This window comes from Pseudomonas sp. B21-017, assembly GCF_024749245.1.
Classification (GTDB): domain Bacteria; phylum Pseudomonadota; class Gammaproteobacteria; order Pseudomonadales; family Pseudomonadaceae; genus Aquipseudomonas.
This window is the reverse complement of the sequence record NZ_CP087194.1, coordinates 1,969,319-1,990,822: the sequence shown is the minus strand read 5'-3', so window position 1 is coordinate 1,990,822 and position 21,504 is coordinate 1,969,319. Positions and strand designations below refer to the sequence as shown.

Here is a 21,504-nt window from a genome sequence, read left to right as displayed (position 1 = left end):
ATGTATGAGCACTATCGATCTTTCAGCGTGGATCGGACGTCGTCAGGAAAGCCAGGACCGGATCAGCTTCAACCTGGTCAAACGCATTGCCGCCACCTTGAGTGAAGTGGCACCGCTGCCTGGCGAAGCGCTGCCGCCCCTGTGGCACTGGGCGTTCTTTCAGGAGCCGGTTGCCGCCAGCGAACTGGGCCCGGACGGCCATACCGCGCTCGGCGGCTTCCTGCCACCAGCCCGCAACCGCAATCGCATGTGGGCCGGTAGCCGAATCGAGTTCTACCAGCCTCTGAAGGTAGAGGCGGATGTGACCTGCGTATCGACCATTCTCAACGTCGAAGAGAAGCACGGTCGCACCGGATCGTTGCTGTTCGTCACGGTACGCCATGAGTATTTCCAGGACGGCCAATGCGCCCTGCAAGATGAGCAGGACATCGTCTACCGGGAACCGACACCGCCCAAACTGAGCGGCACCGAAGCGCTCCCTGAAGGCCAATGGCAAGACCAGGTCGAACCCTCACCGACCCTGCTGTTCCGCTATTCCGCAGTCACCTTCAATGGCCACCGGATTCACTATGACTGGCCCTACGTCACAGAGACCGAAGGCTATCCGGGGTTGGTAGTGCATGGCCCTTTGATCGCCACCCTCAACTTGCGTGCCTTCACCAGAGCGCACCCGACCGCGCGCTTGAAGCGCTTCGCGTTCCGGGGTGTCAGGCCGCTGATTTCACCGCAACCCTTCGAAGTGGGCGGGCGTCTGATCGACAGCGGCAAGGCGCAGGTTTGGGCGGGCAATCAGGACGGCACCGCACAAATCGGTGAAGTCGAGTTCAGCGCGGGAGAAACCCCATGAATCCATCGATCGTTCGCACCGCCCTGTTTGTCCCGGCCACGCGTCCAGAGCGCATCCCCAAAGCCATCGCCACCGGCGCGGACCGGGTGATTGTCGACCTGGAAGATGCCGTACAGGAAAACCTCAAGGAACAGGCCAGGGATAATCTGCAGCGCTTCTTGAGTGACCACCCGGACGCCCGGATTCTGGTTCGCGTGAATGCCCCGGATCACTGGGCACACGCTGCAGACCTGGATCTTTGCCGACGCCATGCCGGTGTGACCGCCATTCTGCTGCCCAAGGCTGAAACCTGTGCGCAAGTGCACACTGCAGGCAGCACCGGCAAACCGGTCTGGCCGATCATCGAAAGCGCCAAAGGCTTGGCTGCACTTGGCTCGATTGCCATCGCCCAAGGTGTCGAGAGGCTGTCGTTCGGCAGTCTCGATCTGGGCCTGGACCTGAACCTGACCACCGGCAGCCGCGCCGCCGATGAAGTGCTCAGCCACGCCCGTTATGCCGTATTGCTCTGGACCCGGGTTGCCGGGCTGGCGCCTGCGCTGGATGGTGTTTTCCCCTCGATCGAGGACACCACCGGCCTGCGCGCCGACGTTGAATTTGCCCGCGACATGGGCTTCGGCGGCGCACTGTGCATCCATCCGAGCCAAGTGGCGATCATCCATCAGGCATTACAACCCACCGCTGAAGAATTGCACTGGGCGCGACGCATCATCGATGCCGCCAGCTCCGGGGAAGGCGTGTTCGTGATGGATGGGCAAATGGTCGATGCACCGGTCATTGGTCGTGCCCAAGCCATTCTGGCGCGCGCGAACCAGCCATTTTGATTCTCACCCTGCAGGACGGTGTCATGACCCCAATTTCCAGTCTCACCCATGCCATTTCGATCAACCCCGCCACTGGCGAGCAGATCGGCCACTACCCTTTCGAATCCCCATCGACCCTGGACGCCGCATTGTCGCGCGCCGCTGCCGGGTTCCGCGTCTGGCGCAGCAAACCCGTTGATCAACGCTCGCAGCTGTTGATCACCCTGGCTCAGGTATTGCGCGACAACGCCGCCACGATGGCGAACATGATCACCCAGGAAATGGGCAAGCCCATCACTCAGGCACGCGGTGAAATCGAAAAGTGCGCGCAGCTTTGCCAGTGGTACGCCGAACACGGCCCTGCCATGCTGAGCGCCGAACCGACAATGGTCGAGGGTGGCAAGGCACGCATTGAATACCGCCCGCTCGGGCCGATTCTCGCCGTGATGCCATGGAATTTCCCGATCTGGCAGGTCCTGCGCGGCGCCGTTCCAGCACTGATCGCCGGTAATACCTACGTCCTCAAACATGCCCCCAACGTGATGGGCTGCGCCTGGCTGTTGCGGGATGCCTTCCAGCACGCTGACTTTCCCGAAGGTGTTTTCGAGGTCATCAACGTCACGCCGGACGCCGTCTCCACAGCCATCGCCGACCCACGTATCGCCGCGGTGACGCTCACCGGCAGCGTACGGGCCGGCATTGCCATCGGCGCACAGGCCGGTGCAGCCTTGAAAAAGTGCGTGCTGGAACTGGGCGGCTCCGATCCGTTCATTGTGCTCAACGATGCCGACCTCGACGAGGCGGTCAAAGCCGCCGTCATTGGCCGCTATCAGAACACCGGCCAAGTCTGCGCAGCCGCCAAGCGCCTGATCGTCGAGCAAGGCATTGCCCAGGCATTCACCCGCAAGTTCGTCGAAGCCACCCGCCAACTGGTCGTCGGCGATCCACTTGCCCCAGACACCTACATCGGCCCCATGGCCCGCTTCGACCTGCGTGATGAACTGGATCGTCAGGTTCGCAACACCCTGGAAGAAGGCGCGACATTGCTGATGGGCGGCAAGAAAGCTGAAGGCCCCGGCAACTTTTACGAGCCCACCGTCTTCGCTGACGTCACTGACCAAATGACCTCATTCAAACAGGAACTGTTCGGCCCGGTAGCCTCGATCATCACCGCACGCGACGCCGCCCATGCGCTGGAATTGGCCAACAACAGCGAATTCGGACTCGCCTCAACCATCTACACAGGTAATGCTCAGCTGGCGGAGCAGATGGCGGGTGAACTGGAGACCGGCGGGGTGTTTATCAACGGCTATTGCGCGACGGACCCACGTGTCACGTTTGGTGGTGTGAAGAAAAGCGGTTTTGGCCGGGAGCTGTCGCATTTTGGGGTGCGGGAGTTTTGCAATGCGCAGACGGTTTGGTTGGATCGGCGCTGATTGCATCAATAGCAAAACTGAGACAAATAAAAAGGGTCGCGAGGTAAAATCTCGCGACCCTTTTTAATTAATTCGCGTCCTCCCTGCCGAAGGGTACTCATGTTGAAGAAACAACCGGAAAGCAAAGCGGCGACTGCTGCTGAAATTGAGCGCTCCATCCAGGCCCTGAACAAAATGGCAGAACGCCTTTGGGGGGATGGCCGGGAAGCTGAGGCGAAGGCCCTCCTTGATGCCTTGGACGCACTAAACCGGGCGCTTGATCGGATCAGGATTGGAGAAAGTCGAAGGATTGCGACTCTGCATTAAGACGCACGAGTCAATCGGCGGTTGAGGTTATTCTCAAACGCAGTGGCTTTGACTTTGCAGTCTGGCACAGGCACATTCTGGTGCTACGTGAGGATGGATGCCTCGGTGAGGCTTAAGGAGAATGCCGTGTTTCCGATCAATATCTGGCTTGCCTATACTGCCGCGTGCTTACTATTGGTGCTCGCCCCAGGCCCGGACAATCTGCTGGCCGTAGGCCGAGGACTCAGCCAGGGCAAGATAGCCGCTATCGTGTCGGGGATGGCATCGGGGGCGGGAATTCTCTTTCATGTGGCAACCGCTTCGCTAGGACTGACTTTGCTTATGCAGACGTCCGCAGTTGCCTTCTGGGTCGTCAAACTTATCGGCGCCGGTTATTTGCTTTGGCTTGGCATAAAAGTCCTGCGCTCCCGCAGCCTGATCAGCTTCCAGCCAGCAACTCGGCAATCACTGCCGAGCATTTTCCTCACGGGATTACTCTCGGCAGCACTCAATCCGAAGCCTGGGTTTTTCGTCCTTGCGTTCATCCCGCAGTTCGTCGACCCACAACGCGGCTCAGTGAGCGTGCAGATGCTGGTGTACGGCATATGGTTCGCCGCCCTTACGGCAGTGGGATTCGCACTTATGGGCGTATTTGCCACTGTACTGTCCCGTTTTTTGCGTCAGAGCCCACGGCTGGTAAATGGCCTGAACGTAGGGGCAGGACTCACCTTCGTCGCTTCGGGAGTATCGATAGCGGCGCTCAGCCAAAAATAGGATCAATGTCTTGGCGCTGCGGGGCTGGAATTCCAGCCTCGCTGGGTTTCTGTGATTATGAGGCTGACGACTTTAAGGCTGATCTTTCGTAAGCAATGGGATGGACACCCCCCACCCATAATCGCATCGCTGTGCCAGAGTGGATGCGTCCAGCCAATACACTTTAGCTGTCAGGTTCAAACGAATATTCAAATGACACTTGTGCCGGCTCACCATGACCAGCAACGTAGTTACCATTACCGCTAAGATTGACTAGATCCCCCGTGCCTGCCCCCTTCACGACACTCCAAGTGCTGCGTGCCTTTCCCTCCGAAAATGATCCCGAATGCCGAACAACAAATGTTCCGCTCTTACCTGCTACCACACCACAAATCCGCTCAAAACCAACAAAGCTAGCTGTGCCGTCGACGCTATAAGACATGAGGTATTCGACGCTACTTGTTCCCTCGATGGCGCCAGCATAGGACTGCGTGACTTTGGCGTGTGAGAGTTTCGGAGTGCCCTCAAGCTCTTGAGACGGCTTCTCGTCCCAGCCAGTTATCTGAAACGTGCAGCTAACAGTCATTTTCATGGGGATCTAGCTCTTTCGTCGTAGTAAGGGAATGTGCTGGTCTGATGTGCCGCGAACACCGCTCTGCCTAATGATACCCGTTGCCACCTATGCGACAGCAGTTGCTGAATATCACCAGCCTGGTGCGTAGGCAGGCCGTAGCTCTGTATATCCGCTCGCCTTACCCTGGATGTTTAGCTGCGTGTTTAAGTACACCCGGTGTTACTTCATCGAGGCTACAACGCCTTGCGTCGTTGCCTACGCCTGCGCCAGAATCCGCCGGCTTGTGCGCTTTGGACTCGGGTTTTATCGTTTCCCGGTCACTGAAAAACAGTGATCGGGTTTGGTAGCCCGTTCGTATCACGGCGCACGGCATCACCTATTATGGTGGCCATGCGCGGGGCTCTTTCGAGGGCGCCGGGTTCCTGATGCGACCGGTCTACCAACCCGCGTATGGCCATCACCCTAATTCGTTTGGTAGCGAATGTGATGGCTCCCATTTAAATAAACTCGCATCAGGAGTTTCATCCATGTTCAAACCTACACCCAATCCGCCTGCCACAGACCCGACATCCCCCTACGAATCCCTCGATTCAAAAAAGCTCCACGAAGCCGCCGAACGCGCCCTCGACCACTACCTCAACCCGGCCGCCCAGATCATGGCCACGGCCAACGAACCCGAGCCCATGTACCTCGCCAACCCGAAGTACAACACCGAATCCCTGCTGGCCAACGCCAGCGAAACACTCGGCTCGGCTACCGTCATGCTCAACAATTTCGCGGCGCTGCTGGAAACCTCACATCGCAAGACCCTGCTGGGCATTGCGCAAGTGGTCATGCTCGGTGAGCTGGCGGTGAACCAGGCACTGGATCACGTCGAATTGAAGGAGTAATCGTCGTGCCCTGTGGCGAGAGTGCATACCATCGCCACAGAAACGGCACAAAGGCAGATTGAATAAATAGCCTCTGTTTGTCATTGGAGACTACAGAATGCTCGGCCTCCGCCTACAGTACAGTAATGAATTTCAGCAATGGGCCTATCTGACTTCACACCGCATACACAGGACTTGACTGCAGTCGAAATTCTCCGCTCTGTGCGTGCGATCGACTCACTCGTAAATGGCGACATTAACGATGCAATACGCAAAGCATCTGGACAATGGGAATCTTTACCGATGGGCCCCGGCCAAGCGAATCGCCCACTTAATGGACATCCATCCGGTCAACCGTATATGCCGTATGACGATGTCTTAACCACCTACAAGAAATTTGGCGGCACTACAAAATGAAACTACACCCTATTGCTTGCATTCTGCTTTGTTGCGTTAGCGTTCTTGCGAACGCAACAGATGTGCCGATTAAAAAAGGAATATCCTTCTTAAATGCACGGAAAGCATTGATCAAACATGGCTGGAAGCCAAGTTTACCGAATGAGATGCAGCCGGTTGGCACCGCAGTAATACTTAAAAACATGGGTATTATTGAAGTCGAAAGATGCACCCAAGGGGTGCAATATTGCGAGTTCAATTATAAGAAAAACAAAACTTGTCTAGTCGTCAGCACCACTGGTGAAGAAGTAAAAGACATGATAATTGATGGCTGGGGTTTCAAGTGTCCCGAGACAGATTAGGGGCATCAATATCAGTCCGCTATTTTCGGGCTTTGCTAAGGGTGGATTCTGTGTATTCAGAGTTTTTGGCGAGCTACAAATCGGCTGAAGGGATTGTCAAATAAAGGCTTCGATCCTCGCGCTCGTCGTACTTTATTGCATTGGCACCAGCGCAACGTTTGCGGATGGCTCGCAGGCGACAAATGACAGGCGCGGACCGGCAGGCATCGCCGTCGGTGAGCCCTTGGTCTCGGCCAGGGCCAAGCTCGTCAGACAAGGATGGAAGCCGACGCGGATGCATACCACCGAAGGCTATGAATACAGTGGCGTGGAGCGGGAGCTGGCTGCACGCAAGCTCTTCGAGGTCGATACCTGCTCTTTTGATAGCTCGCGTTGCATCTTGTTCTACTCAAAGAACGGCGCTTGCCTGCACGTCGAGACCATGGGGGAGCAATTCAATGACATGACGGTTACGCGATGGGCCGATGAGTGTCCTGACGCGCCTCCAAAACCAAGCAAGCGCGGCGCGGGATAGCAATCGACCATTTTGCGAGGCCTCACCCTGATCATCGCCCAGCGCCACACCGACATTCTCGATATGCGCTTTGATGGCGTTCGGGAGGGATACCTCTATCTGGTGCAGAAGAAGACGGCGAAGCCCAGTGACGCAGTGTGGATTCGCTTTCGAGTGACGCTCGAGTTGCAGGCAGTTATCAGTCGCTGCCGTGATGACACTGCGTCACCGCACCTGATGCACCGGAAGCCCGATCGCCCGAAACAGAAACAGGCGCAGACCAAGGACCACTGGACGAGGATCGGTATTTGACGCGAGCGCTCAAGGAGGCCAGGGAGGCGGCGAACTGCTACGCGGGATGGAAGAAAGAGGAGATGCCAGGCTTTCACGAAGTGCGAGCGCTGTCACTGCACCTGTACAAGAAAGCCGGAAAGGACGGGCGGAAAATTGCAGGGCATGCGAGCGTGGGGATGACCAAAAACTACCAACGGGACCACGAAAAAATCGTCTGGTCTGAGGCAATTCCAGACCTGAATATCAGCGAAATCACCGGGTAGTTTTGCGCGTTTTTTGCGCAGGCACAAAAAAGCCGATCTAGCTGATCGGCTTAACTATCTGATTGTACTCATGAAATATGGTCTTGACGGAGTGATTCGAACACTCGACCCGTAAATACAGATGACGTGACTAATGGTGGAGGAAATTACTACCCGTCCCGCTGTGTGAAAGTCATAAGCCCAAATACCGTGTCAAACCTGCTCAGGTAAAACCCTTGCTGGGAATGCTTCCACTTTTAGCTTCTCCATCACCAGTCCTATAAAGGCTGATACCGCCAACGGCAAATGTTGCCGACTGGGATAAAGCACATGCAGGCCGTATCCAGTGCGATGGTAATGCGGTAGCACAGGCACAAGGCGGCCAGCCCGAAGATCGAAATCAACTATCGTGGGCGGCAGCAACGCAATACCCAAGCCAGCCACCGTGGCCTTACGCAATGCCTGAGCCGTGTTTCCATTGAAACGGCTGGTAATCTGCACGTCTTCCTCAACACCGTTCGGTCCATTAAGACGCCACGTGGTGACGCCGCTAGGATGGCCGAAACTCACACAGTCGTGATTGACCAGATCCTCTAGCGTAGCGGGCACACCTCGGTTATTGAGGTACTTGGGGCTGGCGACCAAACCTTCATTGCCTGCTCCAATGAGTTGGCGACCGACGTATCCCGAATCCTGCAAAGTGCCCCCTCGAAACGCGATGTCGATCCGATCAGCGATCAAATCGGCGCGCGCATCACTTAGCACGAAGTCAAGCTGAACCCGTGGATGCAAGGCTAGAAAATCGGCCACCCATTCCATAGGGAAGAAGTCGAAGAAATCAGCCATCGCCGCAATGCGCACGATGCCACTCGGCTCCTGGTTTCCCGTCATTAATTGCTGTCCGGCATCGATCAGGCCTTCTACCGCGCCAGAGCAGCGGTCATGAAAAGCCTGACCTGAATGGGTAAGTGTGAGCTTGCGCGTGGAGCGCTGCAGCAGCCGTGTGCCGAGCTGCGCCTCGAGTTGTTGAACGCGCCTGCTTAAGGTGTTGGGCGGCATTCCAAGCTGCCGCGCCGCTTCGGCAAAGCTGCCGTTGCGTACCACTTGTACAAACAAGGCGACGTCATTCAGGTCAATCACTTTATCGCCACCCCTTCGTTAAATGGATTGGTTCAATCCAATTATGCCATCTAATAAAGCAATCCGAAGACGCATATCCTTCAGGCATTGCTGCATTTGACCTCCCAGACAGCCAAAGCGCTGCTCGATGACATTGTCTGGTGGGCCCAGGCGCTCAAACCCCCGAGAGAAAACATATGACCGCCACCGTCGCTGTTCTGCAACGCGCCATTGTCCATCGCACTAAAGGCAGCACCCATGGCCCTATAACGCGGCTTATGAGCCCGGGCGATCTGGGCGAGCTTTTAAAGCCTTTCATTTTCCTTGATATTTTCAGTTTGAACGCCAGTCGCGGTAAGTCCAATTTCGGCATGCACCCGCACTCAGGGATCGCGACGGTTACCTTCATGACCAAAGGCGACGTCGCCTATGAAGACACCACTGGCGCGACGGGTGTGTTGCTTGCCGGTGGTGTTGAGTGGATGCGCGCCGGCAATGGGGTTTGGCACGACGCTACGCTAGCCAACGAGTCCTCAATGCAGGGATTCCAGCTCTGGGTGGCACTACCGCCGTCGTTGGAAAACGCCCCCGCGCTGAGTGTCTATCTTGCGCCCTCCCAAGTTCCGCAATCAGGCCCGGCGCGCGTGCTCCTGGGCCGCTACGGTAATGCGCAGAGCCTGATTGAAGCGCCGAGTGACATGAACTATCTCGCCGTGAATTTGAAAGACGGCGAGCGCTGGCGGTATACCCCGCCGTCCGGACACACCGTGGCCTGGCTCGCGGTTAATGCAGGACGGCTGGACACAGGGGGCCTGATCAATGCCGGCGAACTCGCCGTATTCGAGGAGTCCGAGCAATACATCGATTTCGTGGCTCAAGGCGAATGCTCATTCGTACTGGGCTCAGCAGTGAAGCATCCGCACGAACTGGTGACGGGCTACTACTCGGTACACACGAGCAGGGCAGCTCTGGCACAGGGCGAAACTGAGATACAGCGCATCGGCGAACGCCTGCGGCAGGAGGGACGACTGAGCTAGCCCCTGAGGCGCGCCTTCAGTCGATACGACTCCCCGCTAAACATCCCACCAATCCCGAATTATTAATCCTCACCTACTGAGATACATCATGACCACGAGCAATCTCGACCTGCTGTTGTCCCCTGCACAAATCGGCTCCCTCCCTCTGAAAAACCACATGGTCATGGCGCCTTTGACGCGAAGCCGCGCCGGTGAAGGTGATGCTCCGACGCCCACCGTGGTTGAGTATTACCGGCAACGTGCCGGTGCCGGACTCATCATCACCGAGGGTTCTCAGGTCTCGGCACAAGGCAAAGGCTATATGAGAACGCCGGGCATCTTCACCTCCGAACAAATCGCCGGCTGGAGACAAGTGACCGACGCTGTTCATGCAGAAGGTGGACGGATATTCCTGCAACTCTGGCATGTCGGACGGCTCTCACATCCATTGGTGCAGATCAACAGCGCCCTGCCAGTAGCACCTTCAGCGATCAAGGCTGATGGCGAGATCTATACGCCTGAGGGACTGAAGTCTTACGAATTGCCACGAGCTCTGGATCTCGATGAGGTTCCTGACGTGATCGCTGATTTTCGCCAAGGTGCTGAAAACGCAAAACGTGCTGGATTCGACGGCGTTGAAATCCATGGTGCAAACGGTTATTTGATCGACCAGTTCCTACGCGATGGCACCAATACCCGAACCGATACCTACGGCGGATCTGTAGAGAATCGCGCTCGATTTCTCAAGGAAGTAGTCGAGTCCGTCATCGAGGTCTTCGGGGCCAGCCGCGTAGGCGTTCGCCTGTCGCCAATCTTCAATTATTTCTCCATGAGCGACAGCGATCCCCAAGCAACTTTCAACTACGCGGCGAAGATGCTCAGTCGCTATGGGTTGGCCTACCTTCACGTGGTTGAACTCGGTGCAGGGCCATTTGATTTCAGAGAACTAAAGCGTCGTTTCGGTGGCACCTACATCGCCAATGGTGGCTATGACGCAGAGCGAGCCGGAACGGCGCTCAACTTAGGCGATGCTGATCTGGTGTCGTTTGGCACCGCGTTCCTGGCCAACCCGGATTTGGTAGAGCGATTCAAACACAATAGAGCCCTGAACGAAGCCGACCCGACGACGTTCTACCAAGGTGAGGATCGCGGTTACACGGACTATCCGACCATGGCGCAATCCCGATAGGCACTATGAGCAAATCACTGGATTAGACGTCAGTCAGCGTAATGTCTCACGGCGACCGCGAGCCATTCGCTGGCGCTTACTGGGCTGCTTAGTAAAAGCTCCAACTAATCAGCCCTGGACTCGCCGTCCGCTATCCCAGCGCCGTGACGCGGTGCGACTCCTGGAAGCCAGGCTAGGTGTGAGGCTGCTCAATCGCACCACCCGGAGCGTGGCTCCGACTGAAGCTGGCGCAATGCTGATGGAACGCATCGTGCCCGCATTGGGCGAAGTCGAGTCGGCTCTTGATGTGGTGAACAACTTCCGCGACCGCCCCTCAGGCACCCTCAAGCTGAATGTTCCTGCCAGCGCCGCAAGACTTGTGCTGCCGTCGATCATTACCCCCTTCCTGCAAACCTATCCCGACATCAGCCTGGAAGTGACGATCGAGGAGAACTTCGTCGACATGCTTGCGGCAGGTTGTGACGCAGGTATTCGTTACGATGAACGCCTTGAGCAGGACATGATTGCAGTCCCCATCGGCCCACGACTTCAACGCTTCGCGACGGCCGCATCACCGGCTTATCTCGATGCCAGAGGTCGACCAGAGCACCCACGAGTTCTGTTGAAGCACGCATGCCTGCGGGGCAGATTTCCCAGTGGCGCGATGCCGCTCTGGGAGTACGAACGTCATGGCGAAACCGTGAGCGTGGACCCGACTGGGCCGTTGATTGTCAGGGTGGGAGGCGCCGTGGACCTGACTGTTCAGGCTGCGATTGATGGGCTGGGTATCGTCTACCTGTTTGAGGACTGGCTTGAGCCCTATCTGGAAAGTGGGGCACTTGAACCGGTGCTGGAACCATGGTGGCAGAGCTTTACCGGACCGTTTCTCTATTACCCTGGTAGACGCTATCTGCCCTCGCCTCTGAGGGCATTTATAGACTTTATCAATGCCCAGCGAACGTAGTTCATCAATAACCATTCGACGAATGTTAAACGCGGAAATGCCTTGAGTCTGAGGTATCACCGGCTCAATGAACGCCGAAACCGCCATAGGCAATGTCACCGACTTAAATAAAGCAGATGCAGGCCTCTATTGGTGCGCTGATAGTGCGACAGAACACCAACCAGCTCCTTTATATCCGCTGAGATTCCAGCCAGAGCCAGTGGTTTTGTGGGGGGAAAACGACTTTAAATAGAAAGGGGTCGCGAGATAAAATCTCGCGACCCCTTTGAATAATATGGTCGGGACGGAGTGATTCGAACACTCGACCCCTAGCACCCCATGCTAGTGCGCTACCGGACTGCGCTACGCCCCGACTAGGCGTTGACTCTGTCCCTCATCTCGAGGAACGCTCAAGAATATATCGCAAGCTTTTGAAAACTGGAAGTATTTAAAAGCAGGAATTTATTTCTTGAGGACCACCAGAACATCTTCCAGCTCGGCGATCATCTGGCGGATCATTTGTTTGTATTGGGTGGTGTCGTCTTTGGCTTCATCGCCGGACAAACGCAAGCGTGCGCCGCCGATGGTGAACCCCTGATCGTAAAGAAGCGCGCGGATCTGCCGGATCATCAGCACGTCCTGGCGCTGATAATACCGGCGGTTTCCGCGGCGTTTGACGGGGTTGAGTTGAGGAAACTCCTGCTCCCAGTAGCGCAGCACGTGTGGTTTTACCGCACACAGCTCGCTGACTTCACCAATGGTGAAGTAGCGTTTGCCCGGGATGACGGGTAGTTCGTCGTTATGACTTGGTTCCAGCATAAGCCTCAACTCGGGCCTTCAACTTCTGCCCTGGACGAAAGGTGACCACACGGCGAGCCGTGATCGGGATTTCTTCTCCCGTTTTCGGATTGCGGCCAGGCCGCTGGCGTTTGTCCCGAAGGTCGAAATTGCCGAAACCGGACAATTTGACTTGTTCGTTGTCTTCGAGCGCGTGCCTGATTTCTTCGAAAAACAGTTCGACCAATTCCTTGGCCTCCCGCTTGTTCAGGCCCAGCTCTTCGTACAGACGTTCCGCCATCTCAGCTTTCGTCAAAGCCCCCATACGTCACTTCCTTAACGTGGCGTTCAACCTTTGTTCGAGCGAGGTGAGGATGTTTTGCGTTGCGGTATTCACCTCATCGTCATTAAGAGTGCGCGATGGATGCTGCCAGGTCAAGCCGACCGCAAGGCTTTTTCTATCAGGATCAATGCCTTTACCCTGATACACGTCAAATAGCCTGAGGTCCGTGAGCCATTCGCCTGCATTTTCACGGATTACATCCAGCACAGCAGTGGCCGGCACGTCCGTGGCCGCAATCAATGCCAAGTCACGACGCACTTCAGGAAAGCGCGACAACTCGCTGAATTTTGGCATTTTGCCCGAAGCCACTTCGGCCAGAACCAACTCGAAAACGAAGACCGGACGGTCGAGACCGAGGGTTTTCGACAATTCAGGGTGGATAGCACCGACATAGCCGACCACGCGACCATCACGCTCGACGCGCGCGGTTTGACCCGGGTGCAACGCAGGGTGTTTACCCGGCACAAACGTGAACGCATCCAGTGCACCGGCGAAGCCCAGCACCGCTTCCACATCGGCTTTGACGTCGAAGAAATCCACGACATCGCGACCTTGCGCCCAGCCTTCCGGCAGACGGCTACCGCACACCACACCAGCCAGCATCGGCTCTTGCTTCAGGCCTTCCAGCTGACCAACGAAACGCAGACCGCTTTCGAACAGGCGGACGCGATCCTGCTGGCGGTTCAGGTTGTGCTGAAGCGCCTTGACCAGGCCCGGCCACAGGGACGAACGCATGGCCGCCATGTCGTTGGAAATCGGGTTGGCCAGCAGCAGCGGCTCGACCCCCGGATTAAACAACTCGAACTGTTTCGGATCGATGAAGCTGTAAGTGATCGCTTCCTGATAACCACGGGCCACCAGCAGACGACGCAGTTCAGGCAGATCGCTGCGCGCTTCAGCCTTGGCTTGTGGCGCCAGACGGGCTTGCGGGTAGCGAACCGGCAGACGGTTGTAACCGTACAGACGGGCCAGTTCTTCGATCAGGTCGACTTCCAGGCTGATATCGAAACGGAAGCTTGGCACTTCAACGCGCCACTGCCCTGCCCCATCGGCGGTAATGGTCAGGCCCAAAGCGCTGAGCAGACGCTCGACTTCGGCCGAATCCATTTCCATGCCCAGCATCTGGGTGATGCGTTGGGCACGCAGGGTGATCGGCGCGATCGATGGCAGGTGCTGCTCGCTGACGGTTTCGACGATCGGGCCAGCTTCGCCACCAGTGATTTCCAGCAGCAGGCCAGTGGCGCGCTCCATGGCTTCACGGGCCAACTTCCAGTCCACGCCGCGCTCGTAGCGGTGCGATGCGTCGGTGTGCAGGCCGTAGGAACGAGCCTTGCCAGCGACGGCGATCTGGTCGAAGAACGCACTTTCCAGGAAAATATCGCGGGTGGTCGCGGTGTTGACGCCGCTGTGCTCGCCCCCCATGACGCCGGCGATAGCCAAGGCACGGGTGTGGTCGGCGATCACCAGAGTATCACTACGCAGGCTGACTTCCTGACCGTCGAGCAGCACCAGCTTCTCGCCATCTTCAGCCATACGCACGCGGATGCCGCCATTGATTTCGGCGAGATCGAATGCGTGCAGCGGTTGGCCCAGTTCCAGCATCACGTAGTTGGTGATGTCGACGGCGGCGTCGATGCTACGCACGTCGGCGCGACGCAGGCGCTCGACCATCCACAGTGGCGTAGGCTTGGACAGGTCAACGTTACGGATCACGCGACCCAGATAACGCGGGCAAGCGTTCGGCGCCAACACTTCGATCGAACGCACTTCGTCGTGCACGGCAGGAACGCTGGCAATGACCGGGCGCACCACCGGGGCAGCATAAAGCGCACCAACTTCGCGGGCCAGACCGGCCAGAGACAGGCAGTCACCGCGGTTCGGGGTCAGGTCGACCTCGATGCTGGCGTCTTCCAGGTTCAGGTATTCACGAATGTCCTGACCGACCGGCGCATCGGCCGGCAATTCCATCAGGCCGTCGTTGCCTTCGCCAATTTGCAGCTCAGCCTGGGAGCACAGCATGCCGTTGGATTCAACGCCACGCAGCTTGGCTTTCTTGATTTTGAAATCGCCTGGCAGTTCGGCACCGATCATGGCGAACGGGATCTTCAGGCCAGGGCGCACGTTTGGCGCACCGCACACAACCTGGAAGGTCTCCGCGCCACTGCTGACCTGGCAAACGCGCAGCTTGTCGGCGTCCGGGTGTTGCTCGGTGCTCAGCACCTCGCCCACCACCACACCACTGAATTCACCGGCGGCCGGCGTAACGCTATCGACCTCAAGACCGGCCATCGACAGACGAGCAACCAGCTCGTCGCGATTTACCTGCGGGCTTACCCAGCCACGCAGCCATTGTTCACTGAATTTCATCCTGCTCTCCTAAGAATTCGTTACGACTAGCGAAATTGCGCGAGGAACCGCAAGTCGTTGTCGAAGAACAGACGCAAGTCGTTCACGCCGTAACGCAGCATGGCCAGACGCTCAACGCCCATGCCGAAGGCAAAGCCCGAAAACTCTTCCGGGTCGATCCCGGACATACGCAGCACATTCGGGTGAACCATGCCGCAGCCCATGACTTCCAGCCAGCCAGTCTGCTTGCAGACACGGCAGCCTTTACCGCTGCACATCACGCATTCCATGTCGACTTCAGCGGATGGCTCGGTGAACGGGAAGTACGAAGGACGGAAACGCACGGCCAGTTCTTTTTCGAAGAACACGCGCAGGAACTCTTCGATGGTGCCTTTCAGGTCGGCGAAGTTGATATCGCGGTCGACCAGCAGGCCTTCGACCTGATGGAACATCGGCGAGTGGGTGATATCGGAGTCGCTGCGGTACACACGGCCTGGGCAGACGATGCGGATCGGCGGCTGTTTCGATTCCATGGTGCGGACCTGTACCGGCGAGGTATGGGTGCGCAGCAACATGTTGGCATTGAAATAGAAGGTGTCATGCATCGACCGGGCCGGGTGATGGCCTGGGATGTTGAGCGCTTCGAAGTTGTGGTAATCGTCTTCGACCTCAGGGCCTTCGGCGATGCCGTAGCCAATGTGGGTGAAGAACTGCTCGATACGTTCCAGAGTCCGGGTAACCGGATGCAGACCGCCTGAGGTCTGGCCGCGGCCAGGCAGGGTCACGTCAATGGATTCGGCGGCGAGCTTGGCCGCAAGATCGGCCTCCTCGAACAACGCCTTGCGCGCATTGAGAACCTCTGTGACACGCTCCTTGGCAACGTTGATCAGCGCACCGACTTGCGGACGCTCTTCTGCCGGCAAATTCCCCAGGGTCTTCATCACCTGAGTCAATTCACCCTTTTTGCCAAGGTAGTGAACCCGGATTTGCTCCAGGGCATTGATATCTTCAGCGCTTTGCACAGCCTCTAGTGCTTGAGAGACGAGCGCATCCAGGTTTTCCATGTACAGACTCCAGATACAAAATAGGGGAAGAGCTTGAAGGCTCTTCCCCTATTTATGACGTTTAACACCTGGCCCCACAGAGGTGAGACCGGGTGACTGTCGGGGGTACTTAAGCCAAGGTGGCTTTAGCTTTCTCGACAATCGCAGCAAACGCCGCTTTTTCGTTCACTGCCAGATCAGCCAGAACCTTACGGTCGATCTCGATGGACGCTTTTTTCAGGCCGGCGATGAAACGGCTGTAGGACAGACCGTTGATACGTGCACCAGCGTTGATACGAGCGATCCACAGAGCGCGGAACTGACGTTTTTTCTGACGACGGTCACGGTAGGCGTATTGGCCTGCCTTGATTACCGCTTGCTTGGCAACACGGAATACGCGCGAGCGAGCGCCGTAGTAGCCTTTAGCAAGTTTCAGAATTTTTTTGTGACGTTTACGGGCAATGACGCCACGCTTTACACGAGCCATGAGTTACTTCCTCTATTCTTGACTAAAATTAACGAAGGCGCAGCATGCGCTCGACTTTTGCCACGTCAGACGGATGCAGCAAGCTGCTACCGCGCAGTTGACGCTTACGCTTGGTCGACATTTTAGTCAGGATGTGGCTCTTGAAAGCGTGCTTGTGCTTGATACCGTTAGCAGTTTTCAAAAACCGCTTAGCAGCACCACTTTTCGTTTTCATTTTTGGCATGTTCGGATACTCCGCATTCAGTTGATAAACATAATCAGAAGGCCTGCCGTGCCCTGTTGATTACTTCTTCTTTTTCGGGGCGATGACCATGATCAGCTGGCGTCCTTCCATCTTAGGATGCTGTTCGACCGAACCGTACTCGAGCAAGTCACCTTCAACTCGCTTGAGGAGTTCCATCCCCAGCTCCTGGTGGGCCATCTCACGGCCGCGGAATCGCAAGGATACCTTGGCCCTGTCCCCGTCACTCAGGAAACGTACCAGGTTGCGCAGTTTTACCTGGTAATCCCCTTCCTCCGTCCCTGGACGAAACTTGATTTCTTTAACCTGAATCTGCTTCTGGTTTTTCTTGGCCGCGGCAATCTGCTTCTTCTTTTCGAAGATCGATTTGCCGTAGTCCATCAGTTTGCAAACAGGGGGTACTGCATCGGCGGAAATTTCCACCAAATCCAGTTTGGCCTCTTCAGCCTTAAGAAGCGCGTCTTCAATTGACACAATCCCAAGCTGTTCACCTTCAGCCCCAATTAACCGAACCTCGCGTGCCGAGATATTCTCGTTGATCGGGGCTTTCGGTGCAGCTCGTTTATCTTGTCTCATTTCACGCTTAATAATAATTACTCCGAATCTGGGCGACCACGCCGGGAAACCGCTTGCGCGAGAAACTCAGCGAACTGGGCGACGGGCATCGAGCCCAGGTCAGCACCTTCACGAGTACGCACAGCGACAGTCTGCATCTCGACTTCCCGATCTCCGATAACCAAGAGATAGGGAACCTTGAGCAAAGTATGCTCGCGGATTTTAAAGCCGATCTTTTCATTTCTCAAGTCAGACTTGGCACGAAATCCGCTTTCGTTGAGAGTTTTTTCAACCTCTGCGGCAAAATCGGCTTGTTTATCAGTGATATTCATAATCACTGCCTGGGTCGGCGCCAGCCACGCGGGGAATGCACCCTCGTAGTGCTCGATCAGAATTCCGACGAAGCGCTCGAAGGAACCCAGGATCGCCCGATGCAACATCACCGGGTGCTTGCGACTGTTGTCTTCGGAGACGTATTCGGCTCCCAGACGGACAGGCAGGTTAAAATCGAGCTGAAGGGTACCACACTGCCAGACACGGCCGAGGCAATCTTTCAGCGAGAACTCGATCTTCGGACCGTAGAACGCACCCTCGCCCGGCTGCAGATCGTACGGCAGGCCCGCACTATCAAGGGCTGCGGCCAATGCCGCTTCGGCGCGATCCCACAACTCGTCGGAACCGACGCGTTTTTCCGGACGAGTGGACAGTTTCATTTCGACTTCTTTAAAGCCGAAGTCGGCATAGACGTCCATGGTCAGCTTGATGAACGCGGCGGATTCGGCCTGCATCTGCTCTTCAGTACAGAAGATGTGAGCATCGTCCTGAGTGAAGGCGCGAACACGCATGATGCCGTGCAGTGCACCCGACGGCTCGTTACGGTGGCAGGCACCGAACTCGGCCAAACGCATTGGCAGCTCGCGGTAGCTTTTCAGGCCCTGATTGAACACCTGCACGTGGCACGGGCAGTTCATCGGCTTGATAGCGTAGTCGCGGTTTTCCGACTGCGTGGTGAACATGTTGTCGGCGTAGTTGGCCCAGTGCCCGGATTTCTCCCACAGGCTGCGGTCAACGACTTGTGGAGTCTTGATCTCCAGGTAACCATTGTCGCGCTGAACCTTGCGCATGTACTGCTCGAGCACCTGGTACAGGGTCCAGCCGTTCGGGTGCCAGAACACCATGCCCGGCGACTCTTCCTGGGTGTGGAACAGGCCCAGACGCTTGCCGATCTTGCGGTGATCGCGCTTTTCAGCTTCTTCGATGCGCTGGATGTAAGCCGCCAGCTGCTTCTTGTCCGCCCATGCGGTGCCGTAGACGCGCTGCAATTGCTCGTTCTTGGCATCGCCACGCCAGTAGGCGCCGGACAGCTTGGTCAGCTTGAAGGATTTCAGGAAGCGCGTGTTCGGCACGTGCGGACCGCGGCACATGTCGACGTATTCTTCGTGATAGTACAGGCCCATGGCCTGCTCGTTCGGCATGTCTTCGACCAGGCGCAGTTTGTAGTCTTCGCCGCGAGCCTTGAACACTTCGATCACTTCGGCGCGCGGAGTGACTTTCTTGATCACGTCGTAATCTTTCTCGATCAGCTGCTGCATGCGCTGTTCGATGGCGGCCAGGTCGTCAGGCGTGAAAGGACGCTCGAAGGCGATATCGTAATAGAAGCCTTCTTCGATGACCGGACCGATGACCATCTTGGCCGTCGGGTACAGCTGCTTGACCGCGTGGCCAACCAGGTGGGCGCAAGAGTGGCGAATGATCTCCAGCCCCTCTTCATCCTTTGGCGTAATGATTTGCAGCGAAGAATCGCTGTCGATGATGTCGCTGGCGTCGACCAGCTTGCCATTGACCTTGCCGGCTACGGTGGCCTTGGCCAGGCCTGCACCGATGGATGCGGCGACCTCGGCTACGGAAACCGGGTGATCGAATGAACGTTGACTGCCGTCGGGAAGAGTAATAGTTGGCATGGCGCCTCCTCTCCTAGTGGTGACCCCTACCAAAGGTCACGTGGGTTGGGATGAGCCAGTACAAGATCCGATCCAGGCCATTCAATGACGAACGCCTGCCTTACAGCGGCAGGAGCCTTGCGGCCAACCGGAAAACCGAACCAGAGTGACTGGGATTCAAATCAGGGTTATTCGCGCATTTGCCGCTGCCGGGACGGAAGGTCATCCGGAGCCTGCAAACACCCGAGCCAGGCATGCTAGCACAGATGAACGGTCATCGATGCACCGAGGTTTTCTGCTGGGGCAAATCAGGCTTTTTTGTGCCAGAGTGCTGAACTTGAACCCCGTGTCACCCATCAGATAAAAGACATTGACCCGAAAGGAGCATCTCAGCATGCGTCTGAATCGTTTATTCGCAGTAGTCGCCCCCCTCGTCCTGTTGCTGCCGTTGGCCGCCCATGCCGACTGGCCAAAGGGTGAGCGCGAGAAGTACATGGCTCAGTGCACACAGGCGGCTTCCCCTCAGATTGGCGCTGCTGCGGCAAAATCCCACTGCGCTTGTGGCGCCGACGCGATCAAATCCTACCCGGCCAGCGATATTCAGTCGCTGATGGACAACAAGGCCACCCCGGAACTGCAACAAAAGGCACTGGGCGAGATCGCCAAATGCAAGGCCAATGCACCGGCGAAAAAGTGAGGAAAAAGTCCTTTTGACTCGGCCCAACGCTGATAAAAAGTGATGGTTTTCAGCTTTTTCGTACGATTTATGCAGGTTTTACAGCTTTTTTTATTGTCTTTACTTTCGGCTGAAAGCCTTTTAAAACGGGGCTTTCAGCCATACAGAGCAACAAAGAGAACGCGACTGTAGGGCAAACAGCACGTCCGGGGGGCTCCCAAAGCGAACATTTCGACTATGATACTCCGGTGTGCCCAGTTGGCCTGAGCAGCACAGTACTACTGAAAATATATGTTTCTTGGAGATACACCATGTCTAATCGCCAAACCGGCACCGTTAAATGGTTCAACGATGAAAAAGGCTTCGGCTTCATCACTCCTCAAGGTGGCGGTGACGACCTGTTCGTACACTTCAAAGCTATCGAAAGCGACGGTTTCAAAAGCCTGAAAGAAGGCCAAACCGTTTCCTTCGTGGCTGAGAAAGGCCAAAAGGGTATGCAAGCTGCACAAGTTCGCCCAGAGTAATTTTCTGGCGCACTAAAAAAACCCCGTCCATGTGACGGGGTTTTTTATGGGTGAAACAAAAACAATCAGCCGCAGTTGACGCGGGTGACCACCAGATTGCTGTCGGTGCTCAGGTTCAGGCGATCGGAGCGGTACTCCAGAGTCACCATGTCATCAGGCTTGAGAAACCGGGCATTCTGCGCGCCTGCACGGGTACGCGCCTGCTCCAGCAATTCGGGCGAAGCCTTTTTGCCAATGGTGAATTCGGCAGCCTTTGCTTCACAACGGCTGTGGCCGGTATCGGTCGCCACAGGGTCCTTTGCCGACTCGGTGGACGTACTGCTGCAACCGGCCAGCAGAGTGGCGGCCAACAACGTACCCAATGATGCGAGCTTCCAAGGCATGAAGCCTCCTTTCTTTCAAAAATTAAGCAGAGATCGTGCGACCGCCATTTTGGTGTTTGGTTTCAAGGCGGGCGCTATCGCCCTGCCCTCGATCTGGACGAGTGGCGAGTTTGCCTGAGCATCGCCCTGGCGTTCATCCCGCAATCGTCACTGAATATGAACAGCGTTCAATAGACGTCGATGTAGTCGTACGGCGGATTCGGCCAGTTGTCTTTCAGCGCGTTGAAGATCTGCATGACCCACACCTCATCGCTGGCTGCGACCCGTCCGACATAACCCGAGCCCTTGGCCCATGTTTCCAGGCGAAACCGCAGCCCGTCGATATCAGTACCACCCACGACACCCGACGAAATGTAAGCGATGCCGCCCTTGGTGACCCGCAACTGAGTGTGCTCATCGTCGCTGGCAGAGGCCAGTAGCTGACGCACTGCTTCGAGGGTCAAGCCGTCAGGAGTGTTCAAATCGATCTGCACAGCACAATCCTTGAAAATTCGTCAAAGACCAAGTGTCGCATAGCCCTCTCCTGATGCCTAAGTCGGAGTGCCAAACGTCCTGCAAAATGGTTAACTCGACACTCAGACTTTCCCGACTT

At 56.6% G+C, this 21,504-nt stretch carries 24 protein-coding genes, 1 tRNA gene and 2 pseudogenes; 14 read left to right on the top strand and 13 right to left on the bottom strand.

Features of this window, described 5'->3' with window-relative positions; all coding sequences use genetic code 11:
• Nucleotides 1-4 precede the first annotated feature (4 nt).
• The 5 genes from LOY28_RS08890 (at nucleotide 5) to LOY28_RS08870 (ending at nucleotide 4,142) form a co-directional block, all read left to right on the top strand.
• The gene (locus LOY28_RS08890) at nucleotides 5-847 is read left to right on the top strand and encodes a MaoC family dehydratase N-terminal domain-containing protein (RefSeq protein WP_258613361.1); all 843 of its coding nucleotides are present in this window, start codon (nucleotides 5-7) and stop codon (nucleotides 845-847) included.
• Entirely contained in the window at nucleotides 844-1,668 is an 825-nt protein-coding gene (locus LOY28_RS08885) for a CoA ester lyase (protein ID WP_258613360.1), read from the top strand. The genes LOY28_RS08890 and LOY28_RS08885 overlap by 4 nt, the downstream gene beginning before the upstream one ends.
• A gap of 23 nt (nucleotides 1,669-1,691) precedes the next feature.
• The gene (locus LOY28_RS08880) at nucleotides 1,692-3,083 is read left to right on the top strand and encodes an aldehyde dehydrogenase family protein (protein WP_258613359.1); all 1,392 of its coding nucleotides are present in this window, start codon (nucleotides 1,692-1,694) and stop codon (nucleotides 3,081-3,083) included.
• 99 nt (nucleotides 3,084-3,182) lie between these two features.
• On the top strand, nucleotides 3,183-3,389 hold the full coding sequence (locus tag LOY28_RS08875; protein WP_192379283.1) for a hypothetical protein: 207 nt from the start codon (nucleotides 3,183-3,185) through the stop codon (nucleotides 3,387-3,389).
• A gap of 126 nt (nucleotides 3,390-3,515) precedes the next feature.
• The gene (locus LOY28_RS08870; RefSeq protein ID WP_026331974.1) at nucleotides 3,516-4,142 is read left to right on the top strand and encodes a LysE family translocator; all 627 of its coding nucleotides are present in this window, start codon (nucleotides 3,516-3,518) and stop codon (nucleotides 4,140-4,142) included.
• A 163-nt stretch (nucleotides 4,143-4,305) separates the two neighbouring features.
• On the opposite strand, the gene LOY28_RS08865 is transcribed toward LOY28_RS08870, so the two are convergent.
• Complete coding sequence (locus LOY28_RS08865) at nucleotides 4,306-4,713, bottom strand: DUF3224 domain-containing protein (protein ID WP_086945284.1); 408 nt, start codon at nucleotides 4,711-4,713, stop codon at nucleotides 4,306-4,308.
• A 509-nt stretch (nucleotides 4,714-5,222) separates the two neighbouring features.
• On the opposite strand from LOY28_RS08865, the gene LOY28_RS08860 reads away from it, so the two are divergent.
• From LOY28_RS08860 to LOY28_RS08845, 4 genes and pseudogenes are all read left to right on the top strand, one after another.
• Nucleotides 5,223-5,585 (top strand): DUF6124 family protein, encoded by a 363-nt coding sequence (locus LOY28_RS08860; protein ID WP_102668530.1) that lies wholly within the window; start codon nucleotides 5,223-5,225, stop codon nucleotides 5,583-5,585.
• A gap of 392 nt (nucleotides 5,586-5,977) precedes the next feature.
• A complete protein-coding gene (locus tag LOY28_RS08855) occupies nucleotides 5,978-6,322 on the top strand; it encodes a hypothetical protein (protein WP_258613358.1) in 345 nt (114 codons plus the stop codon).
• A 274-nt stretch (nucleotides 6,323-6,596) separates the two neighbouring features.
• Nucleotides 6,597-6,836 (top strand): hypothetical protein, encoded by a 240-nt coding sequence (locus LOY28_RS08850; protein WP_258613357.1) that lies wholly within the window; start codon nucleotides 6,597-6,599, stop codon nucleotides 6,834-6,836.
• A gap of 21 nt (nucleotides 6,837-6,857) precedes the next feature.
• A pseudogene (locus LOY28_RS08845) lies at nucleotides 6,858-7,372 on the top strand (integrase); the annotation flags it as partial.
• Between the two features lie 192 nt (nucleotides 7,373-7,564).
• On the opposite strand, the gene LOY28_RS08840 reads toward LOY28_RS08845, so the two are convergent.
• On the bottom strand, nucleotides 7,565-8,491 hold the full coding sequence (locus LOY28_RS08840) for a LysR family transcriptional regulator (protein WP_064616817.1): 927 nt from the start codon (nucleotides 8,489-8,491) through the stop codon (nucleotides 7,565-7,567).
• 176 nt (nucleotides 8,492-8,667) lie between these two features.
• On the opposite strand from LOY28_RS08840, the gene LOY28_RS08835 reads away from it, so the two are divergent.
• The 3 genes and pseudogenes from LOY28_RS08835 to LOY28_RS08825 all read left to right on the top strand — a co-directional run.
• On the top strand, nucleotides 8,668-9,507 hold the full coding sequence (locus LOY28_RS08835) for a pirin family protein (RefSeq protein WP_064616816.1): 840 nt from the start codon (nucleotides 8,668-8,670) through the stop codon (nucleotides 9,505-9,507).
• Between the two features lie 88 nt (nucleotides 9,508-9,595).
• Complete coding sequence (locus LOY28_RS08830; RefSeq protein WP_064616815.1) at nucleotides 9,596-10,675, top strand: alkene reductase; 1,080 nt, start codon at nucleotides 9,596-9,598, stop codon at nucleotides 10,673-10,675.
• Between the two features lie 133 nt (nucleotides 10,676-10,808).
• A pseudogene (locus LOY28_RS08825) lies at nucleotides 10,809-11,618 on the top strand (LysR substrate-binding domain-containing protein); the annotation flags it as partial.
• A 275-nt stretch (nucleotides 11,619-11,893) separates the two neighbouring features.
• Here the strand turns inward: LOY28_RS08825 and LOY28_RS08820 are convergent.
• The 9 genes from LOY28_RS08820 to thrS all read right to left on the bottom strand — a co-directional run bounded on the left by LOY28_RS08820 (nucleotide 11,894) and on the right by thrS (nucleotide 19,350).
• A tRNA-Pro gene (locus LOY28_RS08820) sits at nucleotides 11,894-11,970 on the bottom strand.
• 89 nt (nucleotides 11,971-12,059) lie between these two features.
• The gene (locus LOY28_RS08815; RefSeq protein ID WP_003179985.1) at nucleotides 12,060-12,416 is read right to left on the bottom strand and encodes a MerR family transcriptional regulator; all 357 of its coding nucleotides are present in this window, start codon (nucleotides 12,414-12,416) and stop codon (nucleotides 12,060-12,062) included.
• The gene (gene ihfA, locus LOY28_RS08810) at nucleotides 12,397-12,699 is read right to left on the bottom strand and encodes an integration host factor subunit alpha (protein ID WP_002553164.1); all 303 of its coding nucleotides are present in this window, start codon (nucleotides 12,697-12,699) and stop codon (nucleotides 12,397-12,399) included. Before ihfA ends, LOY28_RS08815 begins: the two co-directional genes overlap by 20 nt.
• A 3-nt stretch (nucleotides 12,700-12,702) precedes the next feature.
• On the bottom strand, nucleotides 12,703-15,084 hold the full coding sequence (gene pheT / locus LOY28_RS08805) for a phenylalanine--tRNA ligase subunit beta (RefSeq protein WP_258613356.1): 2,382 nt from the start codon (nucleotides 15,082-15,084) through the stop codon (nucleotides 12,703-12,705).
• 26 nt (nucleotides 15,085-15,110) lie between these two features.
• The gene (pheS, locus tag LOY28_RS08800) at nucleotides 15,111-16,127 is read right to left on the bottom strand and encodes a phenylalanine--tRNA ligase subunit alpha (protein WP_007940232.1); all 1,017 of its coding nucleotides are present in this window, start codon (nucleotides 16,125-16,127) and stop codon (nucleotides 15,111-15,113) included.
• A 109-nt stretch (nucleotides 16,128-16,236) separates the two neighbouring features.
• Nucleotides 16,237-16,593, bottom strand: coding sequence for a 50S ribosomal protein L20 (gene rplT, locus LOY28_RS08795; RefSeq protein WP_007905879.1), 357 nt, complete (start codon nucleotides 16,591-16,593; stop codon nucleotides 16,237-16,239).
• A 28-nt stretch (nucleotides 16,594-16,621) separates the two neighbouring features.
• The gene (gene rpmI, locus LOY28_RS08790) at nucleotides 16,622-16,816 is read right to left on the bottom strand and encodes a 50S ribosomal protein L35 (RefSeq protein ID WP_002553160.1); all 195 of its coding nucleotides are present in this window, start codon (nucleotides 16,814-16,816) and stop codon (nucleotides 16,622-16,624) included.
• A 60-nt stretch (nucleotides 16,817-16,876) separates the two neighbouring features.
• A complete protein-coding gene (gene infC / locus LOY28_RS08785; RefSeq protein WP_172435341.1) occupies nucleotides 16,877-17,428 on the bottom strand; it encodes a translation initiation factor IF-3 in 552 nt (183 codons plus the stop codon).
• Nucleotides 17,428-19,350, bottom strand: coding sequence for a threonine--tRNA ligase (gene thrS / locus LOY28_RS08780; protein WP_007940231.1), 1,923 nt, complete (start codon nucleotides 19,348-19,350; stop codon nucleotides 17,428-17,430). The genes infC and thrS overlap by 1 nt, the downstream gene beginning before the upstream one ends.
• Before the next feature lie 373 nt (nucleotides 19,351-19,723).
• Between thrS and LOY28_RS08775 the strand changes: the two genes are divergently transcribed.
• Together LOY28_RS08775 and LOY28_RS08770 are read left to right on the top strand one after the other, a co-directional pair.
• Complete coding sequence (locus tag LOY28_RS08775; RefSeq protein ID WP_138867073.1) at nucleotides 19,724-20,026, top strand: hypothetical protein; 303 nt, start codon at nucleotides 19,724-19,726, stop codon at nucleotides 20,024-20,026.
• 290 nt (nucleotides 20,027-20,316) lie between these two features.
• Nucleotides 20,317-20,529 carry a cold-shock protein gene (locus LOY28_RS08770; protein WP_003179963.1) on the top strand — a complete coding sequence of 71 codons (213 nt, stop codon included), beginning with the start codon at nucleotides 20,317-20,319 and terminating at the stop codon, nucleotides 20,527-20,529.
• Nucleotides 20,530-20,594: 65 nt separating this feature from the next.
• Here the strand turns inward: LOY28_RS08770 and LOY28_RS08765 are convergent, their stop codons facing one another.
• Nucleotides 20,595-20,912: an I78 family peptidase inhibitor gene (locus LOY28_RS08765; RefSeq protein WP_018930278.1), complete on the bottom strand. Its 318-nt coding sequence runs from the start codon at nucleotides 20,910-20,912 to the stop codon at nucleotides 20,595-20,597.
• 167 nt (nucleotides 20,913-21,079) lie between these two features.
• Nucleotides 21,080-21,385, bottom strand: a complete 306-nt coding sequence (locus LOY28_RS08760) for a hypothetical protein (protein WP_018930280.1) — start codon at nucleotides 21,383-21,385, stop codon at nucleotides 21,080-21,082.
• Between the last annotated feature and the right edge of the window lie 119 nt (nucleotides 21,386-21,504).